The sequence below is a fragment of the gamma proteobacterium symbiont of Axiagastus rosmarus genome (assembly GCF_059730925.1).
The window spans coordinates 2,171,585-2,194,448 of sequence record NZ_AP035925.1; the positions used below are offsets into that span (position 1 = coordinate 2,171,585).

20 protein-coding genes are annotated in these 22,864 nt (G+C 58.5%); 12 read left to right on the plus strand and 8 right to left on the minus strand.

Features of this window, described 5'->3' with window-relative positions:
- Positions 1–99 precede the first annotated feature (99 nt).
- Entirely contained in the window at positions 100–981 is an 882-nt protein-coding gene (locus AC6I8F_RS10105) for a LysR substrate-binding domain-containing protein (RefSeq protein ID WP_498027986.1), read from the plus strand.
- Here the strand turns inward: AC6I8F_RS10105 and AC6I8F_RS10110 are convergent.
- Both AC6I8F_RS10110 and AC6I8F_RS10115 read right to left on the minus strand, forming a co-directional pair.
- The gene (locus AC6I8F_RS10110; RefSeq protein WP_498027987.1) at positions 939–2,615 is read right to left on the minus strand and encodes a methyl-accepting chemotaxis protein; all 1,677 of its coding nucleotides are present in this window, start codon (positions 2,613–2,615) and stop codon (positions 939–941) included. The genes AC6I8F_RS10105 and AC6I8F_RS10110 overlap by 43 nt on opposite strands.
- 212 nt (positions 2,616–2,827) lie before the next feature.
- Positions 2,828–4,351 (minus strand): carboxylesterase/lipase family protein, encoded by a 1,524-nt coding sequence (locus AC6I8F_RS10115; protein ID WP_498027988.1) that lies wholly within the window; start codon positions 4,349–4,351, stop codon positions 2,828–2,830.
- Between the two features lie 191 nt (positions 4,352–4,542).
- On the opposite strand from AC6I8F_RS10115, the gene AC6I8F_RS10120 reads away from it, so the two are divergent.
- A complete protein-coding gene (locus tag AC6I8F_RS10120) occupies positions 4,543–4,977 on the plus strand; it encodes a DoxX family protein (RefSeq protein ID WP_058769762.1) in 435 nt (144 codons plus the stop codon).
- A 68-nt stretch (positions 4,978–5,045) separates the two neighbouring features.
- On the opposite strand, the gene hglS is transcribed toward AC6I8F_RS10120, so the two are convergent.
- Together hglS and AC6I8F_RS10130 are read right to left on the minus strand one after the other, a co-directional pair.
- Positions 5,046–6,386 carry a 2-oxoadipate dioxygenase/decarboxylase HglS gene (gene hglS, locus AC6I8F_RS10125; RefSeq protein ID WP_021506102.1) on the minus strand — a complete coding sequence of 447 codons (1,341 nt, stop codon included), beginning with the start codon at positions 6,384–6,386 and terminating at the stop codon, positions 5,046–5,048.
- An 88-nt stretch (positions 6,387–6,474) separates the two neighbouring features.
- Positions 6,475–7,809 carry an MFS transporter gene (locus AC6I8F_RS10130; protein ID WP_498027989.1) on the minus strand — a complete coding sequence of 445 codons (1,335 nt, stop codon included), beginning with the start codon at positions 7,807–7,809 and terminating at the stop codon, positions 6,475–6,477.
- Between the two features lie 323 nt (positions 7,810–8,132).
- On the opposite strand from AC6I8F_RS10130, the gene AC6I8F_RS10135 reads away from it, so the two are divergent.
- Positions 8,133–9,053, plus strand: coding sequence for a LysR substrate-binding domain-containing protein (locus tag AC6I8F_RS10135; RefSeq protein ID WP_021506104.1), 921 nt, complete (start codon positions 8,133–8,135; stop codon positions 9,051–9,053).
- Here AC6I8F_RS10135 and smrA read toward each other — a convergent pair.
- The gene (gene smrA, locus AC6I8F_RS10140) at positions 9,050–9,616 is read right to left on the minus strand and encodes a DNA endonuclease SmrA (protein ID WP_021506105.1); all 567 of its coding nucleotides are present in this window, start codon (positions 9,614–9,616) and stop codon (positions 9,050–9,052) included. The genes AC6I8F_RS10135 and smrA overlap by 4 nt on opposite strands.
- Before the next feature lie 297 nt (positions 9,617–9,913).
- Between smrA and fnr the strand changes: the two genes are divergently transcribed.
- Positions 9,914–10,666: a fumarate/nitrate reduction transcriptional regulator Fnr gene (gene fnr / locus AC6I8F_RS10145; RefSeq protein WP_031279133.1), complete on the plus strand. Its 753-nt coding sequence runs from the start codon at positions 9,914–9,916 to the stop codon at positions 10,664–10,666.
- Positions 10,667–10,785: 119 nt separating this feature from the next.
- Positions 10,786–11,736, plus strand: a complete 951-nt coding sequence (gene uspE / locus AC6I8F_RS10150; RefSeq protein WP_498027990.1) for a universal stress protein UspE — start codon at positions 10,786–10,788, stop codon at positions 11,734–11,736.
- An 82-nt stretch (positions 11,737–11,818) separates the two neighbouring features.
- Here uspE and pntB read toward each other — a convergent pair whose 3' ends face one another.
- Together pntB and pntA are read right to left on the minus strand one after the other, a co-directional pair.
- Positions 11,819–13,207 carry a Re/Si-specific NAD(P)(+) transhydrogenase subunit beta gene (pntB, locus tag AC6I8F_RS10155; protein WP_421039263.1) on the minus strand — a complete coding sequence of 463 codons (1,389 nt, stop codon included), beginning with the start codon at positions 13,205–13,207 and terminating at the stop codon, positions 11,819–11,821.
- An 11-nt stretch (positions 13,208–13,218) separates the two neighbouring features.
- Positions 13,219–14,751, minus strand: a complete 1,533-nt coding sequence (gene pntA, locus AC6I8F_RS10160; RefSeq protein ID WP_058774716.1) for a Re/Si-specific NAD(P)(+) transhydrogenase subunit alpha — start codon at positions 14,749–14,751, stop codon at positions 13,219–13,221.
- Positions 14,752–15,289: 538 nt separating this feature from the next.
- Here pntA and ydgH point away from each other — a divergent pair.
- Entirely contained in the window at positions 15,290–16,246 is a 957-nt protein-coding gene (gene ydgH / locus AC6I8F_RS10165) for a DUF1471 family protein YdgH (RefSeq protein ID WP_498027991.1), read from the plus strand.
- Between the two features lie 206 nt (positions 16,247–16,452).
- Complete coding sequence (locus tag AC6I8F_RS10170; protein WP_021506111.1) at positions 16,453–17,844, plus strand: basic amino acid/polyamine antiporter; 1,392 nt, start codon at positions 16,453–16,455, stop codon at positions 17,842–17,844.
- Here the strand turns inward: AC6I8F_RS10170 and AC6I8F_RS10175 are convergent, their stop codons facing one another.
- Complete coding sequence (locus AC6I8F_RS10175; RefSeq protein WP_021506112.1) at positions 17,845–18,258, minus strand: hypothetical protein; 414 nt, start codon at positions 18,256–18,258, stop codon at positions 17,845–17,847.
- Positions 18,259–18,433: 175 nt separating this feature from the next.
- On the opposite strand from AC6I8F_RS10175, the gene rstA reads away from it, so the two are divergent.
- The 5 genes from rstA to ydgU all read left to right on the plus strand — a co-directional run bounded on the left by rstA (position 18,434) and on the right by ydgU (position 22,807).
- Complete coding sequence (rstA, locus tag AC6I8F_RS10180) at positions 18,434–19,156, plus strand: two-component system response regulator RstA (protein WP_021506113.1); 723 nt, start codon at positions 18,434–18,436, stop codon at positions 19,154–19,156.
- Positions 19,156–20,466 (plus strand): two-component system sensor histidine kinase RstB, encoded by a 1,311-nt coding sequence (rstB, locus tag AC6I8F_RS10185; RefSeq protein ID WP_021506114.1) that lies wholly within the window; start codon positions 19,156–19,158, stop codon positions 20,464–20,466. The genes rstA and rstB overlap by 1 nt, the downstream gene beginning before the upstream one ends.
- Before the next feature lie 12 nt (positions 20,467–20,478).
- Positions 20,479–21,966, plus strand: a complete 1,488-nt coding sequence (locus AC6I8F_RS10190) for a carboxypeptidase M32 (protein ID WP_021506115.1) — start codon at positions 20,479–20,481, stop codon at positions 21,964–21,966.
- A 202-nt stretch (positions 21,967–22,168) separates the two neighbouring features.
- A complete protein-coding gene (gene asr / locus AC6I8F_RS10195) occupies positions 22,169–22,645 on the plus strand; it encodes an acid resistance repetitive basic protein Asr (RefSeq protein WP_071813568.1) in 477 nt (158 codons plus the stop codon).
- Positions 22,646–22,726: 81 nt separating this feature from the next.
- Entirely contained in the window at positions 22,727–22,807 is an 81-nt protein-coding gene (gene ydgU, locus AC6I8F_RS10200) for a small membrane protein YdgU (protein ID WP_021506117.1), read from the plus strand.
- Positions 22,808–22,864 lie beyond the last annotated feature (57 nt).

Here is a 22,864-nt window from a genome sequence, read left to right on the forward strand (position 1 = left end):
GTATCGGAAGTAGATTTCTATTCAACGGCGCGACGCTTGAGTCGACAAGCGAATTGTTGTCATAATAGCCATGATAAAAAATCATAGCTCGAGGCCGTTATGTCCCGCTCTGCTCTGCCACTCAACGCCATTCATGCCTTTCTGGTCACCGCCCGTCATCTCAACCTGACGCGCGCCGCCAGCGAACTGTGCATCACTCAGGGCGCGGTGAGCCGCAAAATTGCGGCGCTGGAGAGCTGGCTGGGATTTGCCCTGTTTGAACGCCACGCGCGCGGTCTGCATCTCACCGATCAGGGCGCGGCGCTACTGCCGGAGCTGCAACAGGGATTCAATCTGCTGGTCAATGCCACAGAGAAAGCCAGCCGCAGCAATGCCTCGATTCGGCTGAAAGCCCCGACCTGCGCTATGCGCTGGCTGGTGCCGCGTCTGGTGGCGCTGGAGCAGCAGCGGCCAGACATCCACGTGGCGCTCACCACCACGCTTGATCACGCGTCGCAGCTGGAAAACTTTGATGCGGCGATTGTATTCGGCACGCCGCCTGCCGGTGCCATTCCGCTGTTTGCCGAGCGCCTGACGCCGGTGCTGGCCAGCAGCGTGCCGGCGCCGCGCCATGTCAGCGAACTGGCCAGATTCACCTTCCTGCATCCGACCGGCGATGCGCGCGACTGGCAGCTGTGGCTGTCCGCCCAGGCGGAGCAGCTGCCGATGGCGCGCAATCAGCACTTCGCCACCATGGATTTGGCGATCAGCGCGGCGATTCAGGGATTTGGCGTGACGGTGGCGGATATTACGCTGGTGGAGAATGATTTGGCGAATGGGCGGTTAATCGCCCCGTTTGCCGCGAGTGTGGCAACCGGGGCGAGCTACAGCCTGTTACAGCGGGCGGAAAAAGATGCGCCACCGTTTTTGCCGCAGCTGGTGGCGTGGTTGTGTCAGCCTCAGAATGAAACCCACTCTTCACTGCTGGCGGGTTTACCCTGAGCGCCTGCGGCGGCAGATAACACCGGCCGGCGCAGCGCAGGTGCAGCAGCGGATGCCACGGCCTGCGCGCGCGGCGCGCTGTCGGACAGGCGGAACTTCGCCACCGACGCCTGCAGCTCTTCGGTCTGACGCTCCAGCGCGCTGGCCGCCGCCGACACCTGCTCCACCAGCGACGCGTTCTGCTGGGTGACGCTGTCCATTTCGGTGACGGCGGTGCCGACCTGCGAAATCCCTTTGCTCTGCTCTTCCGACGCGGCAGCGATGTGCTTCATGATCTCATTCACATCCTGCACCGACTTCAGAATGTCATGCATGGTGCTGCCAGCGCTGCTGACCAGCTCCGAGCCCTTTTCAACGCGTGACACGGAATCTTCAATCAGCGTGGCGATCTCTTTTGCGGCGCCGGCGCTGCGTTGCGCCAGGTTGCGCACTTCGCTGGCCACCACGGCAAAGCCGCGCCCCTGCTCACCGGCACGCGCCGCTTCGACTGCCGCGTTGAGCGCCAGGATGTTGGTCTGGAAAGCGATGCCGTTGATCACGCTGGTGATTTCGGCAATCTTTTTCGAACTACCGGAAATGCCCTGCATGGTGGTCACCACTTCGCCAACCAGACGGCCGCCCTGCTGCGCGGTGCCGGTGGCGGTCTCCGCCAGCGCGCTGGCCTGACGTGCGTTGTCGGCGTTGAACTTCACCGTGGCGGTCAGTTGCTCCATGCTGGCCGCGGTCTGTTCCAGCGCGGCCGCCTGCTCTTCGGTGCGCGATGAAAGATCGTTATTGCCGGCTGAAATTTCTGCCGCGCCGCGATAGATGTTCTCCGTGCCGCTGCGGATGGCGCTGACTGCTTCACGCAGGCTGTCCTGCATCGCCCGCAGCAGTGGCACCAGTTTGCCGACGCAGTTGCGGCCAAATTCTTCCACCGGCTGGCTGAGATCGCCCTGCGCAATCACCGTGAAATGGTTACGGATGCGATCCAGCGGTTTCACCAGCATCGTCACCAGGTAACGGTCAGTGAACAGCAGAATCAATAAGCCGAACACCACCGCCGACACAATAATCACTTTGGTCATGCTGGTAAGCGTATCCACGGTCACGCGGGTCTCATCCAGCTTGCTGCTGGCGGCCTGATTAAACGCTTCTGCGCTGGCACCAAACGCCCGGCTCAGCGGCGGCGTGACATTGTTGGCCTGCGCGCGCCATGCATCCAGTGAAGCCTGCTGCGCCAGCGCCACCTGTGGTGCGATACCCTCATCCAGCAGTTTCTGCCAGCTGCTGATCACCTTGTTCACCGTCTCGCTGTCCATCGGACCCGGCGCCATGGCTTTGAACTGGCTTAACTGCTGTTTCATGTTATCCAGTGCCTGCTGCACCGGCGCGAACGCTTCTGCGGTCGGCGCGTTACCGGCGGTGCGGCCTTCCATTACCCGCGACAGACGCGTGACCACGCGGAAATATTGATCGTTGCCTTTGCTGAGCGCCGTCATCTGGTTTACCAGCTGACGATCAATCTCGTTACCCTCGCCGAGCGCATTCAGCGAGTGGACGCTGAACAGCCCTACGCCACACCATAACAGGCAGAAAAGCCCGAGAATGGTCAGCATAACGGCGCGAATCGTGAAGTTTTTTAACATACCCATACATAATCCCCTGGTGTGAACGCTGGCAGCCCGGATAAAACAGGGCTTAGGGTATTTATCGGCAGCGAACCGGGAAAAGATAAATGTTTTGTAAGCTAATTAATTGCACGATGGGACGCCGCGCGGAGCGGCTGAGCGGTCGTAAAATCAGGCAGATAGCGGCCAATTTGCCTTAAAAAAACATTGATTTTTTTACATGATTAGCAGGCTTATTAAAGTTTAACGTGGCTGCGCATCATCAGGCGGAACAGACGCAGACGGCCACGCATAAATCGCGCCTTCAGCACCGATTCCGCTTTACCGTCGTGACCAAAAGCAAGAGTCAAATCTTCCCCCGGCCGCCACACCGGCCAGTCGGGTTCTCCGTCGAGCCGCAGCCGATGGCTGAACTCACTGGCATCCCGTGCAAAGGTTACCCACCAGGCGCTGACGCGGCCGGCAAAGGCGATATCGCTGGCGCTGTAATGCCAGTCACCCGGCGGCGGCAGCGTCGCGAGCGTATTGAAGACATAAGGAATTTCGTTGCCGTGCCAGGTGCCGTGCGGGTAGAGGTGACGCGCGTTTTCTGACACATAATCAAACCAGTAACGCCACGCAGGCATGCCGATGCTGTGCTGCGACTGTGCCACCAGCAGCGGCATGACGGTAAACGCCATGTCGCGCGCCACCGCGCGCCCCAGCAGGCTGTCATCATGGATATCGTACAGCCACTTCAGCAGGCGATAACTCAGGCGACTTTTGCTGCGCAGCTGCTGTAACACGCTGCGGGCATCCACGCCGAAGTAGTCGAGCACGCTGGCTTCGTCGCTGTTGCTGCCAATCATCAACGGCACGCGATGCTGTTTACCCGCCATAAAGGTGTCGAGCATCGGTCTGGGTAGCACCGCATCGCCGCTGATGGCCACCGGCCCCAGCGCCAGCGGTCGCTCCAGCGGCCAGAAACTGTCGGCCGGCAGTGCGCGCAGCTGTTCCGCACTGGCATCCGCGGCCAGATTGAAATGCGCTGCCACCTGCAGGCCGGTTTGCTGCGCCTGCTTATGCGGCACGTCCGGCAGGCTGTAGGCACTTTGCACGATGCCCTTATGAAACAGCCCTTCGGCCAGCGGCGAGCAGCACAGCGACAATACGCTGCGCGCGCCAGACGATTCGCCAAACAGCGTGACGTTATGGCGATCGCCGCCAAACGCCGGGATGTTACGCTGAATCCACTGCAGCGCGGCAATCTGATCCAGCAGCGCAAAATTATTGACCACCTTGCCCGGCGGATACTGGGCGTCGAGCGCCGGATGCGCAAAAAAGCCGAAATGGCCAAGGCGGTAATTGAGTGTCACCACCACCACGCCCTGCGCTGCCAGCGCTTTGCCGCGATAGGGATCAAGGCTGCCGGCGCCGATGCTGAAGCCGCCGCCGTGCAGCCATACCATCACCGGTAACGGCGTAGCGGGTTCGACATCAGGCGTCCAGACATTCAGATAAAGACAATCTTCGCTGAAGCGGCCCGGATCGCCGCCGCCGGCCGCCACGCAGTAATCACGATTTTGCCAGCTGGCATCGCCCCACGCGGTGGCGTCGCGCAGCGTTTGCCACGGTACCACCGGCTGCGGCGGACGCCAGCGCAGTGCGCCAATCGGCGGCGCTGCATAAGGTATTCCTTTAAAGGTAAACAGTTCATCATCCATCAGGCCTCTGAGTTCACCTTCTGCCGTCATGATCCTCAGACGTCGTTCATTTTTCATTGCGGGTTCCTGGTAAAGCCTGATTCCATTATTTGCAGGCCTCAGTGGAATGTCTATGTTCTGCAAGCATTTGCAGATTAAGCCGAATAAGCGACCGATTCATTGAACAACTTCATCAAATTTTTTGGTTAACTGCAGCGGTGCATTCTGTTTTATGGTTGCAAGTTAACCTGGCGTGACGGAGAGACGCGATGTTTGCTGGCATCAATCAGCTGTTCACCCGGATGAGCGATCACCCGGATTTCGGTAAATTGCTGTTACGCTTAACCTTCGGCGGGCTATTGCTGTTTCATGGCGAGTTTAAGGCGATTCATGGCGTCGGCTGGATCGCCCATCTGCTCAGCGTCAAAGGCATGCCAGGTTTCATCGCTTACGGTGCTTACATCGGGGAAATTGTGGCACCCATCATGGTCATCGTTGGCCTGCTGACGCGCCCGGCGGCCTTTATCATTGCCGTTAACATGGTAGTCGCAACGCTGCTGGTGAAAATGGGCGCACTCTGGCATCGCACCGATGTCGGCGCCTGGTCGCTGGAAACGGAAGCGCTTTACCTGCTGGGCGCGCTGGCCATCCTGTTCCTGGGTGCCGGAAAATATACGCTGGTGCGCGACGCACGCCTGCAATAATCATTAGAAAGAAAAACAGCCGGCCTGTAAAAGTGATCCTGTCACTTTTCAGGCCGCTTTTTTACGCCTTATTCCTGCACGCCGCAGCGCGCCAGACTGCGCTGTTGCGTCTGCTGATACAGCACCATCTCATCCTGCACGGCGGCACCGAGCGCGGCTTCAAAATCGGCACGACTGGCATTGCCGGCGCTGCGGGCCTGAGTCTGGTTGCCCAGATTCGACTGGAAGATACCGGCCGCGCTCACCGGCAGAAAATCTTCGTAGACAATCGGTTCCGCCTGTAAACGTCCGGCGGCCAGCAGCTGCGCCACGGTTTCCCCGGCGCGCGGCGGCTGATGCTCACCCTGCGGCGTCAGACGGTAGCGGAACCACGCCAGCTCCTGCTCGCGCAGCGTCTGTTCATCATCAGGAAAATCACGAAACACCGCGCTGAGGTGCTGCTGATGCTGCTGGTTATCGCTGCCGGTACCGGCCTGCGCCAGCAGCCGGTCGTATAGCGCGCGGCCTTTAGGCGTGAGCGCCGCGCCGCGCTGCTCGATTTCACCGAAGCGCGCGGTATGGGTGCCAGGCGTGCCATCATTAAAATGCACCGCCTCTTCCAGCGCTTTGAAGCTGGTCTGGCGCAGCAGAATCGGCACCGCGCGCGGCGGCGGCCCTTCAATCAGGATTTTCGGTTCGATGCCGCGCGAAGGCATCAGCGCCTGCACGCGATCGATGTCCAGCGTGCGTGGCGTCAGGTGATTGATGTGGCAGCCGCGGAAGCACACGACGTCGGCAATCAGGCGATGCTGCTGGCTCAGCGCGCGGTAGGTGGCGCTGTCCACCGTGGTGTGCGCATGCCAGCGAAAGGTTTCCAGCGCCTCCTGAACAAAGCGAGCGGCATCGGCAGCATTGAGACCGCCCTGCTGCTGATGCTGCGCGATCAGTGCCCGGCAGCCAGGCGTGAAGATGTCGCGCGCCGCCAGAATAGCCGCGGCTTTGTCGCGCAGTGCGGCATCGTCGATCAGCTCCAGCCGCAGCAGCGAGGTGAAAACGCGGAAGGGATTGCGCCGCAGCGCGCTGTCGCTGACCGGGCGAAAGGCAGTAGAGTGCACCGGCACGCCCGCCTGTGACAGATCGTAATAGCCCACCGGCTCCATCCCCATCACGGCAAACATCTGCCGCAGCGTGCTGAGCTCTGCGGCAGTGCCGACGCGAATGGCACCGTGACGCTCCACGCCGAGGCGGCTCAGCTCATCGGCGGCGGCCAGACGGTTTTTCAGCGCCGGCTGGGCTTCTAAGGTGCGTTCGTTAACGGCGGTAACCAGCTGCGTCAGGGTGCCATATTGCGGCACCTCCTGCTGGTACATGGCCGACATGGCCTGAGAGAACAGCGTGCGGATGGCATCGCGGGTGAGAAAGTTATCCATGGTCATCACCTTGGGCTAAAGGGTTGCTGCTACTGTAGATCAACCCTTTAGCGGCGGGTAACATTTTCGCGGAACTGTGATCGCCCTGTCACTCGGTGGCGCGCGGCTGGTCACCAAAGCGGCATTTCAGTACCAGCATCAGCGTGGTCAGCGCCGCCGGCAACGCCAGCAGCAGAAAGATCTGGCTAAACGACCAGCCGAGGGACAGCAGCTCAGCGCCGACGAAGGCGCTGATGATCGCGCCGATGCGGCCGACGCCGTGCATCCAGCTGGAGCCGGTCGCGCGGGCATGAGTGGGATAGTAACTGGCCGAGAGTGCATTCATGCCGGTGTTGGCACCGTTAAAACAGAAGCCGCTGCAGAAGGCGATGCCGCTCATCAACCCGACCTGCGCCGGAGAAAACCCGAGCGCCACGATGGCGATGCCGCCGCAAAAGTAAATGATGGCCAGCGCCAGATTGGCGTTGATGCGGTCCATCAGCCAGCCGGCAAACAGTGAGCCAACGGTGCCGCCCGCCTGATACATGGCGGTGACGATGGCCGCTTCCGTGACAGACATGCCCAGCGTGTTAATCAGCGATGGCAGCCAGCTGCCGATCAGATAGACCAGAAACAGCCCCATAAAGTAGCCGCCCCACAGCATCAGGCTGCCAAACAGGTAGCGGGGTGAGACGACGGTGGCCACTGCACCGTGACGCGCGGCCAGCGGTTCACTGCTTTGAAAATGGCTGTCAGGCCGGACGCTGCCCGGCAGCATGCGCGCCAGAATGGCGTGAATGCGCGCAGCGGGCGCGCGCTGGCTGATGAGAAAGCGCACCGACTCCGGCAGGCCGCGCAGCAGAAACGGCAGCACCAGCAGCGGCAGCACGCCGCCCATCAGCATCACTGAATGCCAGTCATAGCGCGGCAGCAGCCACGAGGCGGCAAAACCGCCGGAGGCCGCGCCAAAGGTGAAGCCGCAGAACACCACGGTGATAATAAACGAGCGACGCCGCTCGGGCGCGTATTCGGCCACCAGCGTGCCGACGTTGGGCATCGCCGCTCCCAGCCCCAGACCGGTGAGGAAGCGGAACAGCATCATCTGTTCGATGTTTTGCGCCATGGCGGTCGCCAGCGTCCAGAGGCCAAAAAACAGCACGCTGAGCAGAATCATCACGCGGCGGCCGTAGCGATCGGCCAGCGGTCCAGCCACCATGGCACCCAGCGCCAGGCCAATCAGCGCCGCGCTAATCACCATCCCCAACTGATGATTGGTCACGCCCCAGCTGGCTTTCAGCGTCGGCGCGATAAAGCCCATTAGCGCGATATCCATGCCATCCAGCGCTACCACGACAAAGCACAGCGCAATTAAACGCTTCTGCCAGCTGCTTAACGCGCTCTGGTTGATGAGCTGGCGGACGTCAATGGCTTCAGCGCTGGTCACGGTACCACTCCTGCAGGATTATCACGAATAGGTCATCAGTTTTGGTAAAAAAAACGGCGCTTATGATAGCGCATCGTTAACAATAACGGGCAGGATTTTTAAGTGAAATTGAGAATTATTCAACATTTTTCCCGCTAAGCTACTGATAACGCTGAATGCATAGATGCGCCCGGACGCCCGGTTATTTATAAAGCCAACCAATACAGCCACTTACTAAAACTTCTCACGCTGACCGTTTTTGTTAATATAATTTTGCAGGTAAGTTAACAGAATCTCGGTCAGCCACTTGCCGCTGACCGCTCTGACTCATTACGCTGGCGTTTATGGACAAAAATCATCTCTTTAATCAGCGCATTCGTCTGCGCCATTTACACACCTTTGTGGCAGTCGCGCAACAGGGCACGCTGGGCCGCGCGGCGGAAACCCTCAATCTGAGTCAGCCGGCGCTGTCTAAAACGCTGAATGAGCTGGAGGAACTGGCGGGCGCCCGTCTGTTTGAGCGCGGTCGCCTCGGTGCTCAGCTGACGACACTGGGAGAACAGTTCCTGACCCACGCGGTGAAAGTACTGGATGCGCTTAACCACGCCGGACAAAGTTTCAACTCGCCGGTTTCCGGACGCCCGATCGTGATCCGCCTTGGCGCCCTCACCACCGCCGCCATGGGGATGCTGCCGCAGATCCTGGATCGCTTCCACGAACAGCAGCCGAACACCACGGTACAGGTGGCCACGCTGCACAATAATGTGCTGCTGGCTGGCCTGCGCGCCGGGGAGTTTGATATTGGCATTGGCCGTATGGCGGACAGCGAAATGATGACCGGCCTGACCTACGAATTGCTGTTTCTCGAATCGCTCAAGCTGGTGGTGCGACCGGAGCATCCGCTCTTAAGTGACAACGTCACACTTTCCCGCGCCATGCAGTGGCCAGTGGTGATTTCGCCTGAAGGCACCGCGCCGCGGCGTATTGCCCAGCACATGCTGGATGAACAAGGCTGCTCGCTGCCGGGCAACTGTGTCGAAACCTCGTCCACCTCGCTGGCCCGCCAGCTGGCGCTGCGTTATGACTATGTGTGGTTTGTGCCATCCGGCGCGGTGAAGGAAGATTTAAGTCACAATGCGCTCAGCGCGCTACCCATCGCATCGCCCGGCCCCGGCGAGCCGGTGGGCATTATTACCCGCAGCGGCCACTCGCTCTCGCTAAGCGCGGAAGTGCTGATGGCCACCATCCGCAAATTTCACAGTTAACGGCTGCGTTTGGCGTGGCGTTCGCGATTATCGAGGCGCGCGCGATCGGTTTTGCGCAGCCCGACATAGACTGCGCCGCTGCCGCCGTGTTGCGGTTGCGCACTGCAGAAAGTTTGAACGTCGTCAAATTGTCGCAGCCAGCGTGCCACGTAGCTGCGGACAATATTGGCGTGCGCTTCATCATCCCGCCCTTTGCCATGAATAATCAGCAGATTGCGCAGGCCCTGTTTACGCGCTTCCAGCATAAAGCTGAACAGCGATTGCCGGCAGGTCTCCACCGGCTGGCGTAACAGATTAAGACTGGCGTCCAGCGTATATTTGCCCAGCCGCAGCTTGTCGAGCACGCCCTGCTGAATGCCATCGGCTTTATATTCCAGCGGCGTGTCGCGCGGGATAATCTCAAGGAAGCCGCGCGTCAGGAAGTTTTCCGGTGCGTCGTCATGCGGCTGCTGGCGCGGCGCTTTAGTAGACGGCGCGCGCAGCCACTGGGTGTTGGCGCAATCTTTTAACGGGGTTACATCACCCATGGCATCGCGGAAAAGGTCTTCATCATCAAGGTTCATGGTGTTTTCCTCACGCCTGGTGGTGAATCGGGCGCAACATGCCACCCGAAAGCAAAATAGTAGCAAAGGTTATCGGCTATCACATCTGTCACTTTCTGCGCGGGATCAGGTTGTGTCCGGATGTAAATATGGAAAGAAAACGTTCCAGATCAAAAACCGGCTGGTAATTTGCAGACATCAAAGCCGCGAATACCCAGCATTTGTGCGGTTTTGATCATTATTACTGCTCGGATGAGTTCACATGACAGAGAAAAATGTTAAAATTGACGACAGTCAATAATCATCGAGCGTACCTATATGATCCCGGAAAAACGCAGCATTCGACGTATTCAGTCTGGCGGTTGTGCCATCCACTGTCAGGATTGCAGTATCAGCCAGTTGTGTATTCCCTTCACGCTGAACGAACATGAACTGGATCAGCTGGACAATATTATTGAACGCAAAAAGCCGATTCAGAAAGGCCAGACGCTGTTCAAAGCCGGTGATGAACTGAAATCCCTTTATGCCATCCGCTCCGGCACCATCAAAAGTTACACCATTACCGAACAGGGTGATGAACAGATCACCGGTTTCCATCTGGCGGGCGATCTGGTGGGCTTTGACGCCATCGTCAGCGCGCATCATCCGAGCTTCGCTCAGGCGCTGGAAACGGCCATGGTATGTGAAATTCCGTTTGAAACCCTCGACGATCTGTCCGGTAAAATGCCGGCGCTGCGTCAGCAGATGATGCGTCTGATGAGCGGCGAGATCAAAGGCGATCAGGATATGATCCTGCTGTTATCGAAAAAGAACGCGGAAGAGCGTCTGGCGGCGTTTATCTGGAACCTGTCGCGCCGCTTCGGCCAGCGCGGTTTCTCACAGCGTGAATTCCGCCTGACCATGACGCGCGGCGACATCGGTAACTATCTGGGACTCACCGTCGAAACCATCAGCCGTCTGCTGGGACGTTTCCAGAAAAGCGGCATGCTGGCGGTGAAAGGCAAATATATCACCATCGAAAACCATGCGCTGCTGGCTGAACTGGCCGGCCAGACCGATCAGGCAGCGTAACCGCCTGCCGGGTCGATAAATGTTATTTTATTGATCCGGCAACAACTTTTCCGCTTCTGCCCTGCGCCATCTTAGGCTATCTTTAATCCAACTTCGCTTTGGTTTGAGGAGAGTGCCTTATGTCCCGGTATCAGCATATTCTGGTGGCGATTGATGCTCAGCAGGACGACCAGCCGGCGCTGCGGCGTGCGGTGTATCTCAATCAACGTATCGGCGGAAAAATCAAAGCCTTCCTGCCTATCTACGACTTCTCCTACGAAATGACCACCCTGCTGTCGCCCGACGAGCGCGTCAACATGCGCAAAGGGGTGATTAGCCAGCGCACCGAATGGATCCGCGAACAGGCGCAGGCCTATCTGGAAGCCGGCGTGGATATCGAGATCAAAGTGGTGTGGCATAACCGGCCGTACGAAGCCATCATTCAGGAAGTGCTGGCGCATCAGCATGATTTGGTCCTGAAGATGGCGCACCAGCACGATCGTCTGGAAGCGGTGATTTTTACCCCCACCGACTGGCACCTGCTGCGTAAGTGCCCGTGCCCGGTGTGGATGGTTAAAGACCAGCCATGGCCGGAAGGCGGCAAAGCGGTGGTGGCGGTAAACCTCGCCAGCGAGGAACCGCATCATGATGAGCTTAATCAAAAACTGATCCGCGAGACCACGCGGCTGGCCGAAATGGTGAATCACACCGAGGTGCATCTGGTGGGCGCCTATCCCGTCACGCCGATTAACATTGCCATCGAATTGCCGGATTTTGATCCCAGCGTCTATAACGATGCCATTCGCGGCCAGCATCTGGTGGCGATGAAAGCGCTGCGCCAGAAATTCTCCATCGGCGAGGAGTTTACCCACGTAGCGAAGGGCCTGCCGGAAGAAGTCATCCCGGATATCGCGTCGCATCTCGACGCCGGGATTGTGGTGCTGGGCACCATCGGTCGTACCGGTCTGTCAGCTGCGTTTCTCGGCAATACCGCTGAACAGGTGATCGATCACCTGCGCTGTGATTTGCTGGCGATTAAGCCGGATGATTTCAAATCGCCGATTGACCTCGACGATGAGGAAGATGAATAGGATTAAATAACGCAGGGCGGCCATCCTGCGCCGCCCCGGTTTGTGCCTGTCAGGGCGGTGACATCACCGCCCTTTTCGTTTCCTACAGCGCGCGCAGAATGCCTTCGACGCTGGCTTTGGCATCGCCAAACAGCATCTGGGTGTTCTCTTTAAAGAACAGCGGGTTCTGCACTCCGGCATAGCCGGTGTTCATCGAGCGTTTGAACACGATGACGTTTTGCGCTTTCCACACTTCCAGCACCGGCATACCGGCAATCGGGCTGCGCGGATCGTCCTGGGCCGCCGGGTTGACGGTGTCGTTGGCACCGATAACCAGCACGGTGTCGGTATCGCTGAAATCATCGTTGATCTCATCCATCTCCAGCACCACATCGTACGGCACTTTGGCTTCCGCCAGCAGCACGTTCATGTGCCCCGGCAAACGACCGGCGACCGGGTGAATACCGAAACGCACCTTGATACCGCGCGCGCGCAGTTTCTCGGTGATCTCTGCCACCGGATACTGCGCCTGGGCGACCGCCATACCGTAGCCCGGCGTGATGATCACCGAGGTCGAGTTTTTCAGCAGTTCTGCCGTCTCTTCCGCGCTGATTTCACGGTGTTCACCCGCCTCTTCGCCCGCGTCGGCACCGCTCACGTCAGTGCCGAACCCGCCGGCAATCACGCTGATAAAGGAACGGTTCATCGCTTTACACATAATGTACGACAGGATGGCACCGGAGGAGCCCACCAGCGCACCGGTGACGATCAGCAGGTCGTTGCTCAACATAAAGCCCGCCGCCGCCGCCGCCCAGCCCGAATAGGAGTTGAGCATCGAGACCACCACCGGCATATCCGCACCGCCAATCGACGCCACCAGATGCCAGCCGAACACCAGCGCAATCACCGTCATAAGGAGCAGCGCAACGACCTGTGCAGCGGAGCTGTCGGTACGCACAAACCACAGCATCAGCAGGAATGAGACCACCAGCGCCGCCAGGTTCATTTTATGGCGATGCGGCAGCATCAGCGCTTTTGAGGAGATCTTGCCGCGCAGTTTGCCAAATGCCACCACCGAGCCGGTGAAGGTCACCGCACCGATAAAGATGCCGAGGAACACTTCGGTCAGATGGATATTTTCCATCACTGCCGACAGTCCTGGCGCGTGGTCAAGGTAGCTGTTGAACCCGACCAGCACCGCCGCCAGACCGACAAAGCTGTGCAAAATCGCCACCAGCTCCGGCATTTCGGTCATTTCGACTTTCTTCGCCAGACGCACGCCAATCGCACCGCCGATCACCATCGCCAGCAGAATCCACGCCACGTTGCCGCTGTGCGGACCAAAAATGGTGGCGAGCAGCGCCAGCGCCATGCCGCTGATACCAAAGATATTGCCCTGCTTTGAGGTCTCATGCTTCGAGAGCCCGGCCAGGCTGAAAATAAACAGAATTGCGGCAACAATGTATGCTGCAGTCACTAATCCGCCAGACATGTTGTTACCCCTTAATTCTTACGAAACATTTTCAGCATGCGCTGGGTGACGGTGAAACCACCGAAGATATTGATGCTGGCAATCAGGACGGCGATAAACGCCAGGAAGGTGACCCAGCCGCCATGGCCCATCTGCAGCACCGCGCCCACCACAATAATGCCGGAGATGGCATTGGTGACGGACATTAACGGCGTATGCAGCGCGTGACTGACGTTCCACACCACGTAATACCCGACGACGCAGGCAAGCGCGAACACGGTAAAGTGCGACAGGAATTCCGCCGGCGCGACGTTGGCCAGGCAGCCGAACAGCACTACCGCCAGCGCCAGCAGCAGATATTTGCGCCACGGCGCAGCGGGCTTCTCTGCCGCTTTCACCTGCGGCTGTGCGGCAGGTTTTGCGGCCTGTGGCGCAGCAGAGACCTGAATTGGTGGCGCAGGCCAGGTCACTTCGCCGTCACGAATTACCGTGACGCCGCGCACCACGACATCGTCAAAATCAACCACGATCTCGCCGTTTTTCTCTTTACACAGCAGCTTCAGCAGGTTCACCAGGTTGGTGCCGTACAGCTGCGAGGACTGCGTTGGCAGCCGGCTCGGCAGATCGGTATAGCCGATGATTTTGACGCCGTTGTCGCTCAGCGTGACGCGGTCGGCGACGGTCAGATCGCAGTTACCGCCGGTGGCTGCCGCGAGATCAACAATCACGCTGCCCGGCTTCATGCTGGCCACCATCTCTGCGGTGATCAGCTTCGGTGCCGGTTTGCCCGGGATTAGCGCGGTGGTGACGATAATGTCCACTTCCTGCGCCTGCGCCGCGAACAGCGCCATCTCCGCCTTGATAAAGGCCTCGGACATCACTTTGGCGTAACCGTCGCCGCTGCCCGCTTCCTCTTCAAAGTCGAGTTCAAGGAACTCGGCGCCCATACTTTGCACCTGCTCCTTCACTTCCGGACGGGTATCGAAGGCGCGCACGATGGCACCGAGGCTGCCCGCCGCGCCAATCGCCGCCAGACCGGCCACGCCAGCCCCGATGACCATCACTTTTGCCGGTGGCACTTTACCGGCGGCGGTGATTTGCCCGGTGAAGAAGCGGCCAAACTCATGGGCTGCTTCGACAATGGCCCGGTAACCGGCGATGTTCGCCATCGAGCTGAGCGCATCGAGCGACTGCGCGCGCGAAATACGCGGTACGGAATCCATCGCCATCACGGTGATATTGCGTGCGGCTAATTTCTCCAGCAGCGCCGGGTTCTGCGCTGGCCAGATAAAGCTCACCAGCGTGCTGCCCGCGCGCATCAGGGCGATCTCGCTGTCGTCTGGCGCGTTCACCTTCAGCACGATGTCGGACTGCCAGACATCCTGCGGATGACTGATGCTGGCACCGGCGGCGATAAAACTGTCATCATCAAAGCTGGCGCGCAACCCGGCGCCCTGCTCAACGGTGACGCTGAATCCCAGCTTGATGAGCTGCTCAACGGTCTTTGGCGTCGCTGCGACGCGGGACTCATTGGCTAACCGCTCTTTGGGTATCCCAATTAACATACTGTTTCCTTTCCATGATTAAAGGATGAGGTTCTGTAAGGGGCACATGCTTAAAAGCCGAAACGCTGTTTCAGCTTTTTATGAGCGAAATGCACTATGTAACAAAGTCTTTATAACCTACTGAAAATGCCCAGGACGATCTAGCGCCATAACGCACACTTATGACATTCACACAGATATTCAGATGCCAGCGATGAATACCGCGGGATGCCACCAGGTTTGCGGCATTATGGAAAATAATCTGCTGTGCCTAATCGTGTCATGACGAATTAACTGTTTTTAAAAACCTATATTTAACAATGCGTTAACTATTATGGTACTAAGCGATACCGGTTAAAGCGGTAAGCTGACCAAAAAAAAGCCATAACAGCGAAAGATGACAGGCAGATGAATAAAATGCTGGGATTGTCAATGTTATGCGCATAAATTGGCTGAGACAGGCCGATTATTACATGCAATAATCAGCGGCTAATCTGTTATACATCAAGAGTCCAGCACGTTTTCGTACTCAATTTGCGTAAGGCGAAGGATCATTTTTATGAAGCTGAAGAACACCATTCTGGCGTCAACCCTGTTATCACTGCTGGCAGCCAATGCGTTTGCTGCCAAAGAGTTAACGCCAGAACAAGCGGCCACGTTAAAACCATTCGAACGCATCAATATTAGCGGCCGTTTTAATGCAATTGGCGATGCAACAGACGCCGTGTCTAAAGCCGCCGACGCCAAAGGCGCGGACTCTTTCTACGTGCAGGGCATCAACGACAGCAACGGTAACGGTGGCAACTGGCGCGTTACCGCCGATCTGTACAAAGCCAATGCAGCGAAAGTGGAACAAAGCACGCAATACCGGATGTTCAACGGCGTGAAAGAGCTGCCGAAGGCCGAAGCGTATCGCCTTGAGCCGTTTGACACCGTCTCCGTCAGCGGCTTCTTCTCCAGCCAGCCGGACGTGAACGAAGCTATCGCCAAAGCGGCAAAAAACAAAGGCGCGGCCTCCTTCTTTATTGTGCGTCAGGTGGATGCTAACAACGGTGGCAACCAGTACGTGACCGCCTACGTGTATAAAGCCGATGCCAAAGCGCGCGTGGTACAGGATACGTCTGACTCCATTCCGGCTGATTCAGAAGCCGGTAAAGCAGCCCTGGCTGCGGGCGGCGCAGCGGCGAAGAAAGTGGCAATCCCTGGCGTTGCTTCCTCGGATACGCCGAGCACCAGCGTGGGTCGTTTCTTTGAAACCCAAAGCTCTACCGGTCAGCGTTATACTGTGACGCAGCCGGATGGCCGCAGCGTGCAGGAAGTCAATGCGATCACGGCCGCACAGATGCAACCGTTTGACACCATCTCCTTCTCCGATCACTTCGGCACGCCAACCGAGATTTCAGAAGCCGTGGGCAAACGCGCCATCGCCAAAGGCGCGAAGTACTATCACATTACGCGCCAGTGGCAGAACCAGAGCGGCGGCAACCTGACCGTCACCGCTGACCTGTTTAAATAATCCCCGCGCAGGGCGGCGCCCGTCGCCCTGCCGTTTGCATAATCCGTGTGCAAATCTGCATAGTCTTGCATTGCCTTCACCGTTCGCTCTCCGTAAAATCTGCCGCCTGTTTTCAGGGTATTCCGTTTTAAACGGGACTGATTGCCACGTTACACTCTGGCTGAACAACTACTACCCAGCACACTCTGCTGCTCAGGAATGGCGTTTTGGATAAAAAATTAGGTCTTAGCGCGCTCACTGCGCTGGTGCTCAGCTCGATGCTCGGCGCGGGCGTCTTTAGCCTGCCACAAAATATGGCGGCGGTTGCCGGTCCGGCGGCGCTGCTGATCGGCTGGCTGATCACCGGTGTCGGTATCCTCTTTCTGTCGCTGGCGATGTTGCTGCTGACGCGTCTGCGCCCGGAACTGGATGGCGGCATCTTCACCTACGCGCGCGCCGGCTTCGGCGAGCTGACCGGCTTCTGCTCGGCATGGGGGTACTGGCTGTGCGCGGTGATTGCCAACGTCTCGTATCTGGTGATTGTGTTTTCAGCGCTGAGCTTCTTTACCGATACGCCGGATCGCATCGTGTTTGGCGATGGCAACACCTGGCAGGCGATGCTTGGCGCTTCCGTGCTGCTGTGGCTGGTGCACTGGCTGGTGCTGCGCGGCGTACAGACCGCGGCCAGCATCAACCTGCTGGCGACGCTGGGCAAACTGGTGCCGCTGCTGCTGTTCGTGGTGCTGGCGCTGCTGGCGTTTAATTACGATCGCTTCCGTTTTGACTTTGATGGCGCGGCGCTCGGCCAGCCGCTGTGGCAGCAGGTTAAACAGACCATGCTGATCACCCTGTGGGTATTTATTGGCGTGGAAGGCGCGGTGGTGGTCTCTGCCCGCGCGCGCCACAAGAAAGATGTCGGGCGCGCCACGCTGCTGGCGGTGCTGGCCGCGCTGCTGGTCTACCTGCTGGTGACGTTGCTGTCGCTTGGCGTGGTGCCGCGTGCGGAACTGGCGCAGATGCGCAATCCGTCGATGGCCGGTCTGATGGAACGGCTGCTCGGTCACTGGGGCGATGCGGTGATTGCGGTTGGCCTGATTATCTCGGTGTGCGGGGCCTATCTCAGCTGGACCATTATGGCGGCGGAAGTCCCGTTCCTCGCCGCGCAGCAGGGTGCGTTTCCGCGCAGCATTGCCCGGCAGAACCGCCATAACGCGCCGGCGGCGTCACTGTGGCTGACTAACGGCAGCGTGCAGGTGTGCCTGATTCTGATTGCGGTTACCGGCGCGGATTACAACACGCTGCTGACTATCGCCTCAGAAATGATCCTCGTGCCCTATTTGCTGGTCGGTCTGTATCTGGTCAAAGTGGTACGTGGTCAGCACAAACCGCTGGCCCTGTTGACCGGTCTCGGTGCCAGCGCCTATGGACTGTGGCTGCTCTACGCCTCGGGGCCGCTGCATCTGCTGTTGTCAGTGGTGCTTTACGCGCCGGGTCTGCTGCTGTTCCTGTATGCACGACGCGGTGGCCGCGGCGATCAACCGCTGTTTGCGCTGGAGCGCATCGCCATCGTGCTGTTAATTGCCGCCTCACTGCCCGCGCTGTGGCAGCTGACGCGCTAATCAGTGTGGTTGTAAAGGAATGGAAACGCACAGCAGATCATTCTGCTGTGTCAGATTGAGCGGCTTGCGGTATTCCAGATGGATGGCGTCAAGCTGCTCAGCGGACAGCGGATAAGGCAGCTGGATATCGAAGCGGCTGATGTGCTGCTGTTCGGCCAGGGTAATCAGGCGGGCAATGTTAATTTCGTCGCTGACCTGGGTTGAAATGATTTGTAATGCTAATTCTTTCAGATGGTCGTCGCTGGCCTGTAAACTGTGCCCGGACTTGCGCGTCACCATGCCAAAAATTGGCATCACGCCGTAAATGGCATCGACAAAGCTCCAGCGTTTTTTGCAGGAAGCGGAAAGGAAGTCACTGTAGTTGAAGCAGATGCGGTCACTGTATCCGGCTGAAGCCAGCTCTTTATCAGACACCCTCGCACTCCTCCTGTTTTCAGTACGATTCCGAACCTTGCGCCAGAACGCGCCGGTAATAATGGCACATTTCACGGTGTACATACCAGTAAGACAAGGATAATTCGTGCGGTAGCGTAGAGCTCAGGACCAGGAAAAGCTATGCTGCTGACATTCTCAGCCATGACAGAGCATTATGAACAAAATTGTCTATGTGGAAGATGAGCCGGAAGTCGGCGAACTGATTGCGGCTTATCTTGGCCGCCACGATATTGAGGTGCTGGTTGAGACGCGCGGCGATCGCGCGGAAGCGACCATTCTCGCCGCCGATCCGGATCTGGTATTACTGGATATCATGCTGCCGGGCAAAGATGGCATGACGCTGTGCCGCGATTTGCGTGCCCACTGGCAGGGACCGATTGTGCTGCTGACCTCGCTCGACAGCGACATGAACCACATTCTGGCGCTGGAAATGGGCGCCAATGACTATATTCTGAAAACCACGCCGCCGGCGGTGCTGCTGGCGCGCCTGCGCCTGCATCTGCGCCAGGCGCACGTGGCCAAACCGGAAGCCGCACCCGCCGTGCAGAGCTCGCAAAAGGTGCTGCGGTTTGGTTCGCTCACCATTGATGCGCTCAACCGCCAGGTGATCCTGTTCGACGAACCCATCACCCTTTCGACCGCCGATTTTGACCTGCTGTGGGAGCTGGCGAGCCACGCCGGAGAAATTCTCGACCGTGACGCGTTGCTGAAAACCCTGCGCGGCGTGAGCTATGACGGCATGGATCGCAGCATCGACGTCGCCATTTCACGCCTGCGCAAGAAACTGTACGACAGCGCCACCGAGCCGTTCCGCATCAAAACCATCCGTAACAAAGGCTATCTGTTCGCGCCGCAGGCCTGGGATACCCGCTCCTGATGAGAAAGCTCTTCATTCAGTTCTATCTGCTGCTGTTCGTCTGCTTCCTGGTGATGACGCTGCTGGTGGGTCTGGTGTACAAATTCACCGCCGAGCGCGCCGGACGCCAGTCGATGAACGACCTGATGGCCAGCTCGCTGTTTCTGATGCGCAGCGAACTGCGTGAGATCCCGCCGCGCGACTGGAATAAAACCATCCGCAACCTCGATCTCGATTTATCCTTTGAGCTGCACATCGAACCGATGAGCAAATATCAGCTGGACGAAGCCGACATGAAGCGGCTGCGCGCAGGTGAGATCGTCGCCCTCGACGATCAGTACACCTTCCTGCAGCACATCCCGCGCAGCCACTATGTGCTGTCGGTCGGACCGATTCCTTACCTGTTTTATCTGCACCAGATGCGCATCCTTGATATCGCCCTGCTGGCGTTTATTGGCATGTCGCTGGCGCTGCCGGTGTTTATCTGGCTGCGGCCGCACTGGCAGGAGATGCAGCGGCTGGAGAAAGCGGCTCAGCGCTTTGGTCGCGGCGAGCTTGACGTGCGCACCCATTTTGAAAACACCTCCAGCCTGCACAGCCTTGGCGTGGCGTTCAACCAGATGGCGGACAACATCAATACCCTGGTGGCGAGTAAAAAACAGCTGATTGACGGTATCGCGCACGAGCTGCGCACGCCGCTGGTCCGGCTGCGTTACCGGCTGGAGATGAGTGAAAACCTCAGCGCGGCAGAATCCGCGGCGCTGAACCGTGACGTCGGCCAGCTGGAGAGCCTGATTGAGGAGCTGCTGACCTATGCGCGCCTCGACCGGCCGCGCGTTGACCTCAATCTGCAATCTTTCGATCTGGCCCAGTGGCTGCGCGTGCACATCGCTGACGTGCAGACCATGAATCCGCAAACGCACATTACGCTGGATATTCCGCAGCTGGAAAACATTGGCGCGGCAGATACGCGCCTGATGGAGCGGGTGCTGGATAACCTCGTTAATAACGCCCTGCGCTATGCGCAGCAGCGGCTGCGTGTCAGCCTGTGGTTTGACGGCGCCATCGGCAATCTGCAGGTTGAAGATGATGGTCCGGGCATTCCGCCGGATGAACGCCAGCGGGTATTCGAGCCTTTTGTACGGCTCGATCCCAGCCGCGATCGCGCCACCGGTGGCTGCGGCCTCGGTCTGGCGATTGTGCACTCTATTGCGCAGGCGCTGCAGGGCCAGGTCTCGATTGAGAGCAGTCCGCTGGGCGGCGCCTGCGTGCGCTTCTGCTGGCCAGTTGATCTCCCCTTGCGCGACGTGACGCCGCGCTTACCTTCATAAGGAGCTTGTTACATGACCGCAGCTTATCAGGAACTTAGCCGCACCTTTCAGCGCCTGGCGCGTTTTGGCCATCTGGGCGCGATTGCCGGCGTGGATATGCAAACCACCATGCCGCCGGGCGGCAGCCAGGCGCGTGGAGAAGCGATGGCGGAGCTGAGCGTATTTATGCACGAGCTGCTGACCGACAAGCGCCTCGGCGGGCTGTTTGACGCCGCCAAGCAGGAGTCGCTGAACGATGTGGAGCAGGCCAATCTGGGCGAAATGCAGCGCGCGTGGCGCCAGGCAACGCTGCTGCCGGCCTCGCTGGTGGAAGCCAAATCGCTGGCCGGCTCGCGCTGTGAACACGCGTGGCGCAGTCAGCGTCCGGCCAATGACTGGCAGGGCTTCAGCGCTAACCTGAAAGAAGTGGTGAAGCTGAGCCGCGAAGAGGCACAGCTGCGCGCCGATGCGCTCGGCGTATCACGCTACGATGCGCTGCTGGATGTGTTTGAGCCAGGCATGACCAGCGCGCAGCTCGACAGCACTTTTGGCGATCTGAAAAGCTGGCTGCCGGATCTGCTGCAAAAAGCGGTAGCCCGCCAGCAGGCAACGCCGATTGCCCAGCCGGTCGGCCCCTTCGCCATCGAATCACAAAAGCAGCTCGGCCTGAGCGTGATGGCGACGTTAGGGTTTGATTTTAATCACGGCCGGCTGGACGTGAGCGCGCACCCGTTCTGCGGCGGCGTACCGGAAGATGTGCGTATCACTACGCGCTACAACGAAAACGATTTTCTCAGCGCGCTGATGGGCGTGATCCACGAAACCGGCCATGCGCGCTATGAACAGAATCTGCCACAGCAGTGGCGCGGACAGCCAGTGGCGCTGGCGCGCTCGACCGCGATGCATGAATCGCAAAGCCTGTTTATGGAGATGCAGCTGGGGCGCAGCCACGCGTTCCTGCAGCATATTCATCCCCAGGTAGTGGCGCTGATGGGCGACCAGCCGGCGCTGGAGCGCAACAATTTTATTCGTCTGACCCAGCGCGTGCAGCCGGGCTTCATTCGCGTCGATGCCGACGAGCTGAGCTATCCGGCCCACGTGATTTTACGTTACGAAATCGAGCGGGCGCTGATTGAAGGCGAGATTGAAGTCGAGGATATTCCGGCGCTGTGGGATGAAAAAATGCAGCAGTCGCTGGGTATCGATACGCGTGGTAATTACCGCGACGGTTGTATGCAGGATATTCACTGGACCGACGGTGCTTTCGGCTACTTCCCGACCTACACGCTGGGTGCGATGTACGCCGCTCAGCTGTTCCAGGCGGTAAAACGCGCCATTCCGCAGGTGGACCAATTGATTCAGCAGGGTGAACTGCAACCGGTGTTTGACTGGCTGCAGCAGAACATCTGGCAGCACGGCAGCCGCTTCCCAACGCAGCAGCTGCTGGTCAACGCCACTGGCGAAGCGCTCAACCCACACTATTTCCGTCAGCATCTGGAACAGCGTTATCTCTCTGCATAACCGTGCGGCGGCCGGGCTGGCCGCCGTTTTTTACCCGTACAGTCGCCCGCGATTGCAGCGCCCTCGCCCGGTTTTCCTGCTTTGTACAATCCGTTACACGCCGATACCATTCCCTCACTGAAGGCACGAATTGTTTTACATATAGTGCATTCACCGGCCCCGCAGTGGGCTACACATGAAAAAATAGTTCGAGGGTTTTGCAATGAAAAAATTATTTGCGCTGGTGATCGCCGCTGCTATGGGTCTGTCTTCTGTAGCCTTCGCTGCTGAGACAACAACTGCTGCTCCTGCTGCTGCTGCAACTACCGCTGCACCGGCTAAGCACAAAGCTGTTCACCACAAAAAAGCCGCTGCTCAGAAAGCGCAGGCTGCCAAAAAGCACAAGAAAGTAGAGAAGAAAGCACCAGCGGCTCAGAAAGCGCAGGCGGCTAAAAAGCACCACAAGAAAGCCACCAAACCAGCTGCTCAGAAAGCCCAGGCCGCTAAAAAGCACCACAAGAAAGCCACCAAGCCAGCTGCTCAGAAAGCCCAGGCTGCTAAAAAACACCACAAAGCCACCAAGCCAGCTGCACAGAAAGCTCAGGCGGCTAAAAAGCACCACAAAAAAGTAACCAAACCTGCTGCTCAGAAAGCTCAGGCTGCTAAAAAGCACCACAAAGCGAAAAAAGCTGCTAAATAAGGTTGCCTTGCGCGCCAACACCGCATTAATGATTGAAAACACCCGGTTCTGCCGGGTGTTTATTTACTGGAGTAGCGAAAAATGGTGCGTCGCTATCGCTTCGAAATTATCCTGATTGTCATGATTCTGTGCGGCATTATTGCGGCCAGCTTTTTTATCTAGTCGTTGTAGCGTGCTGATTACTCCAATATTTCTCCCTTTTTTACCGCTCACCGACTA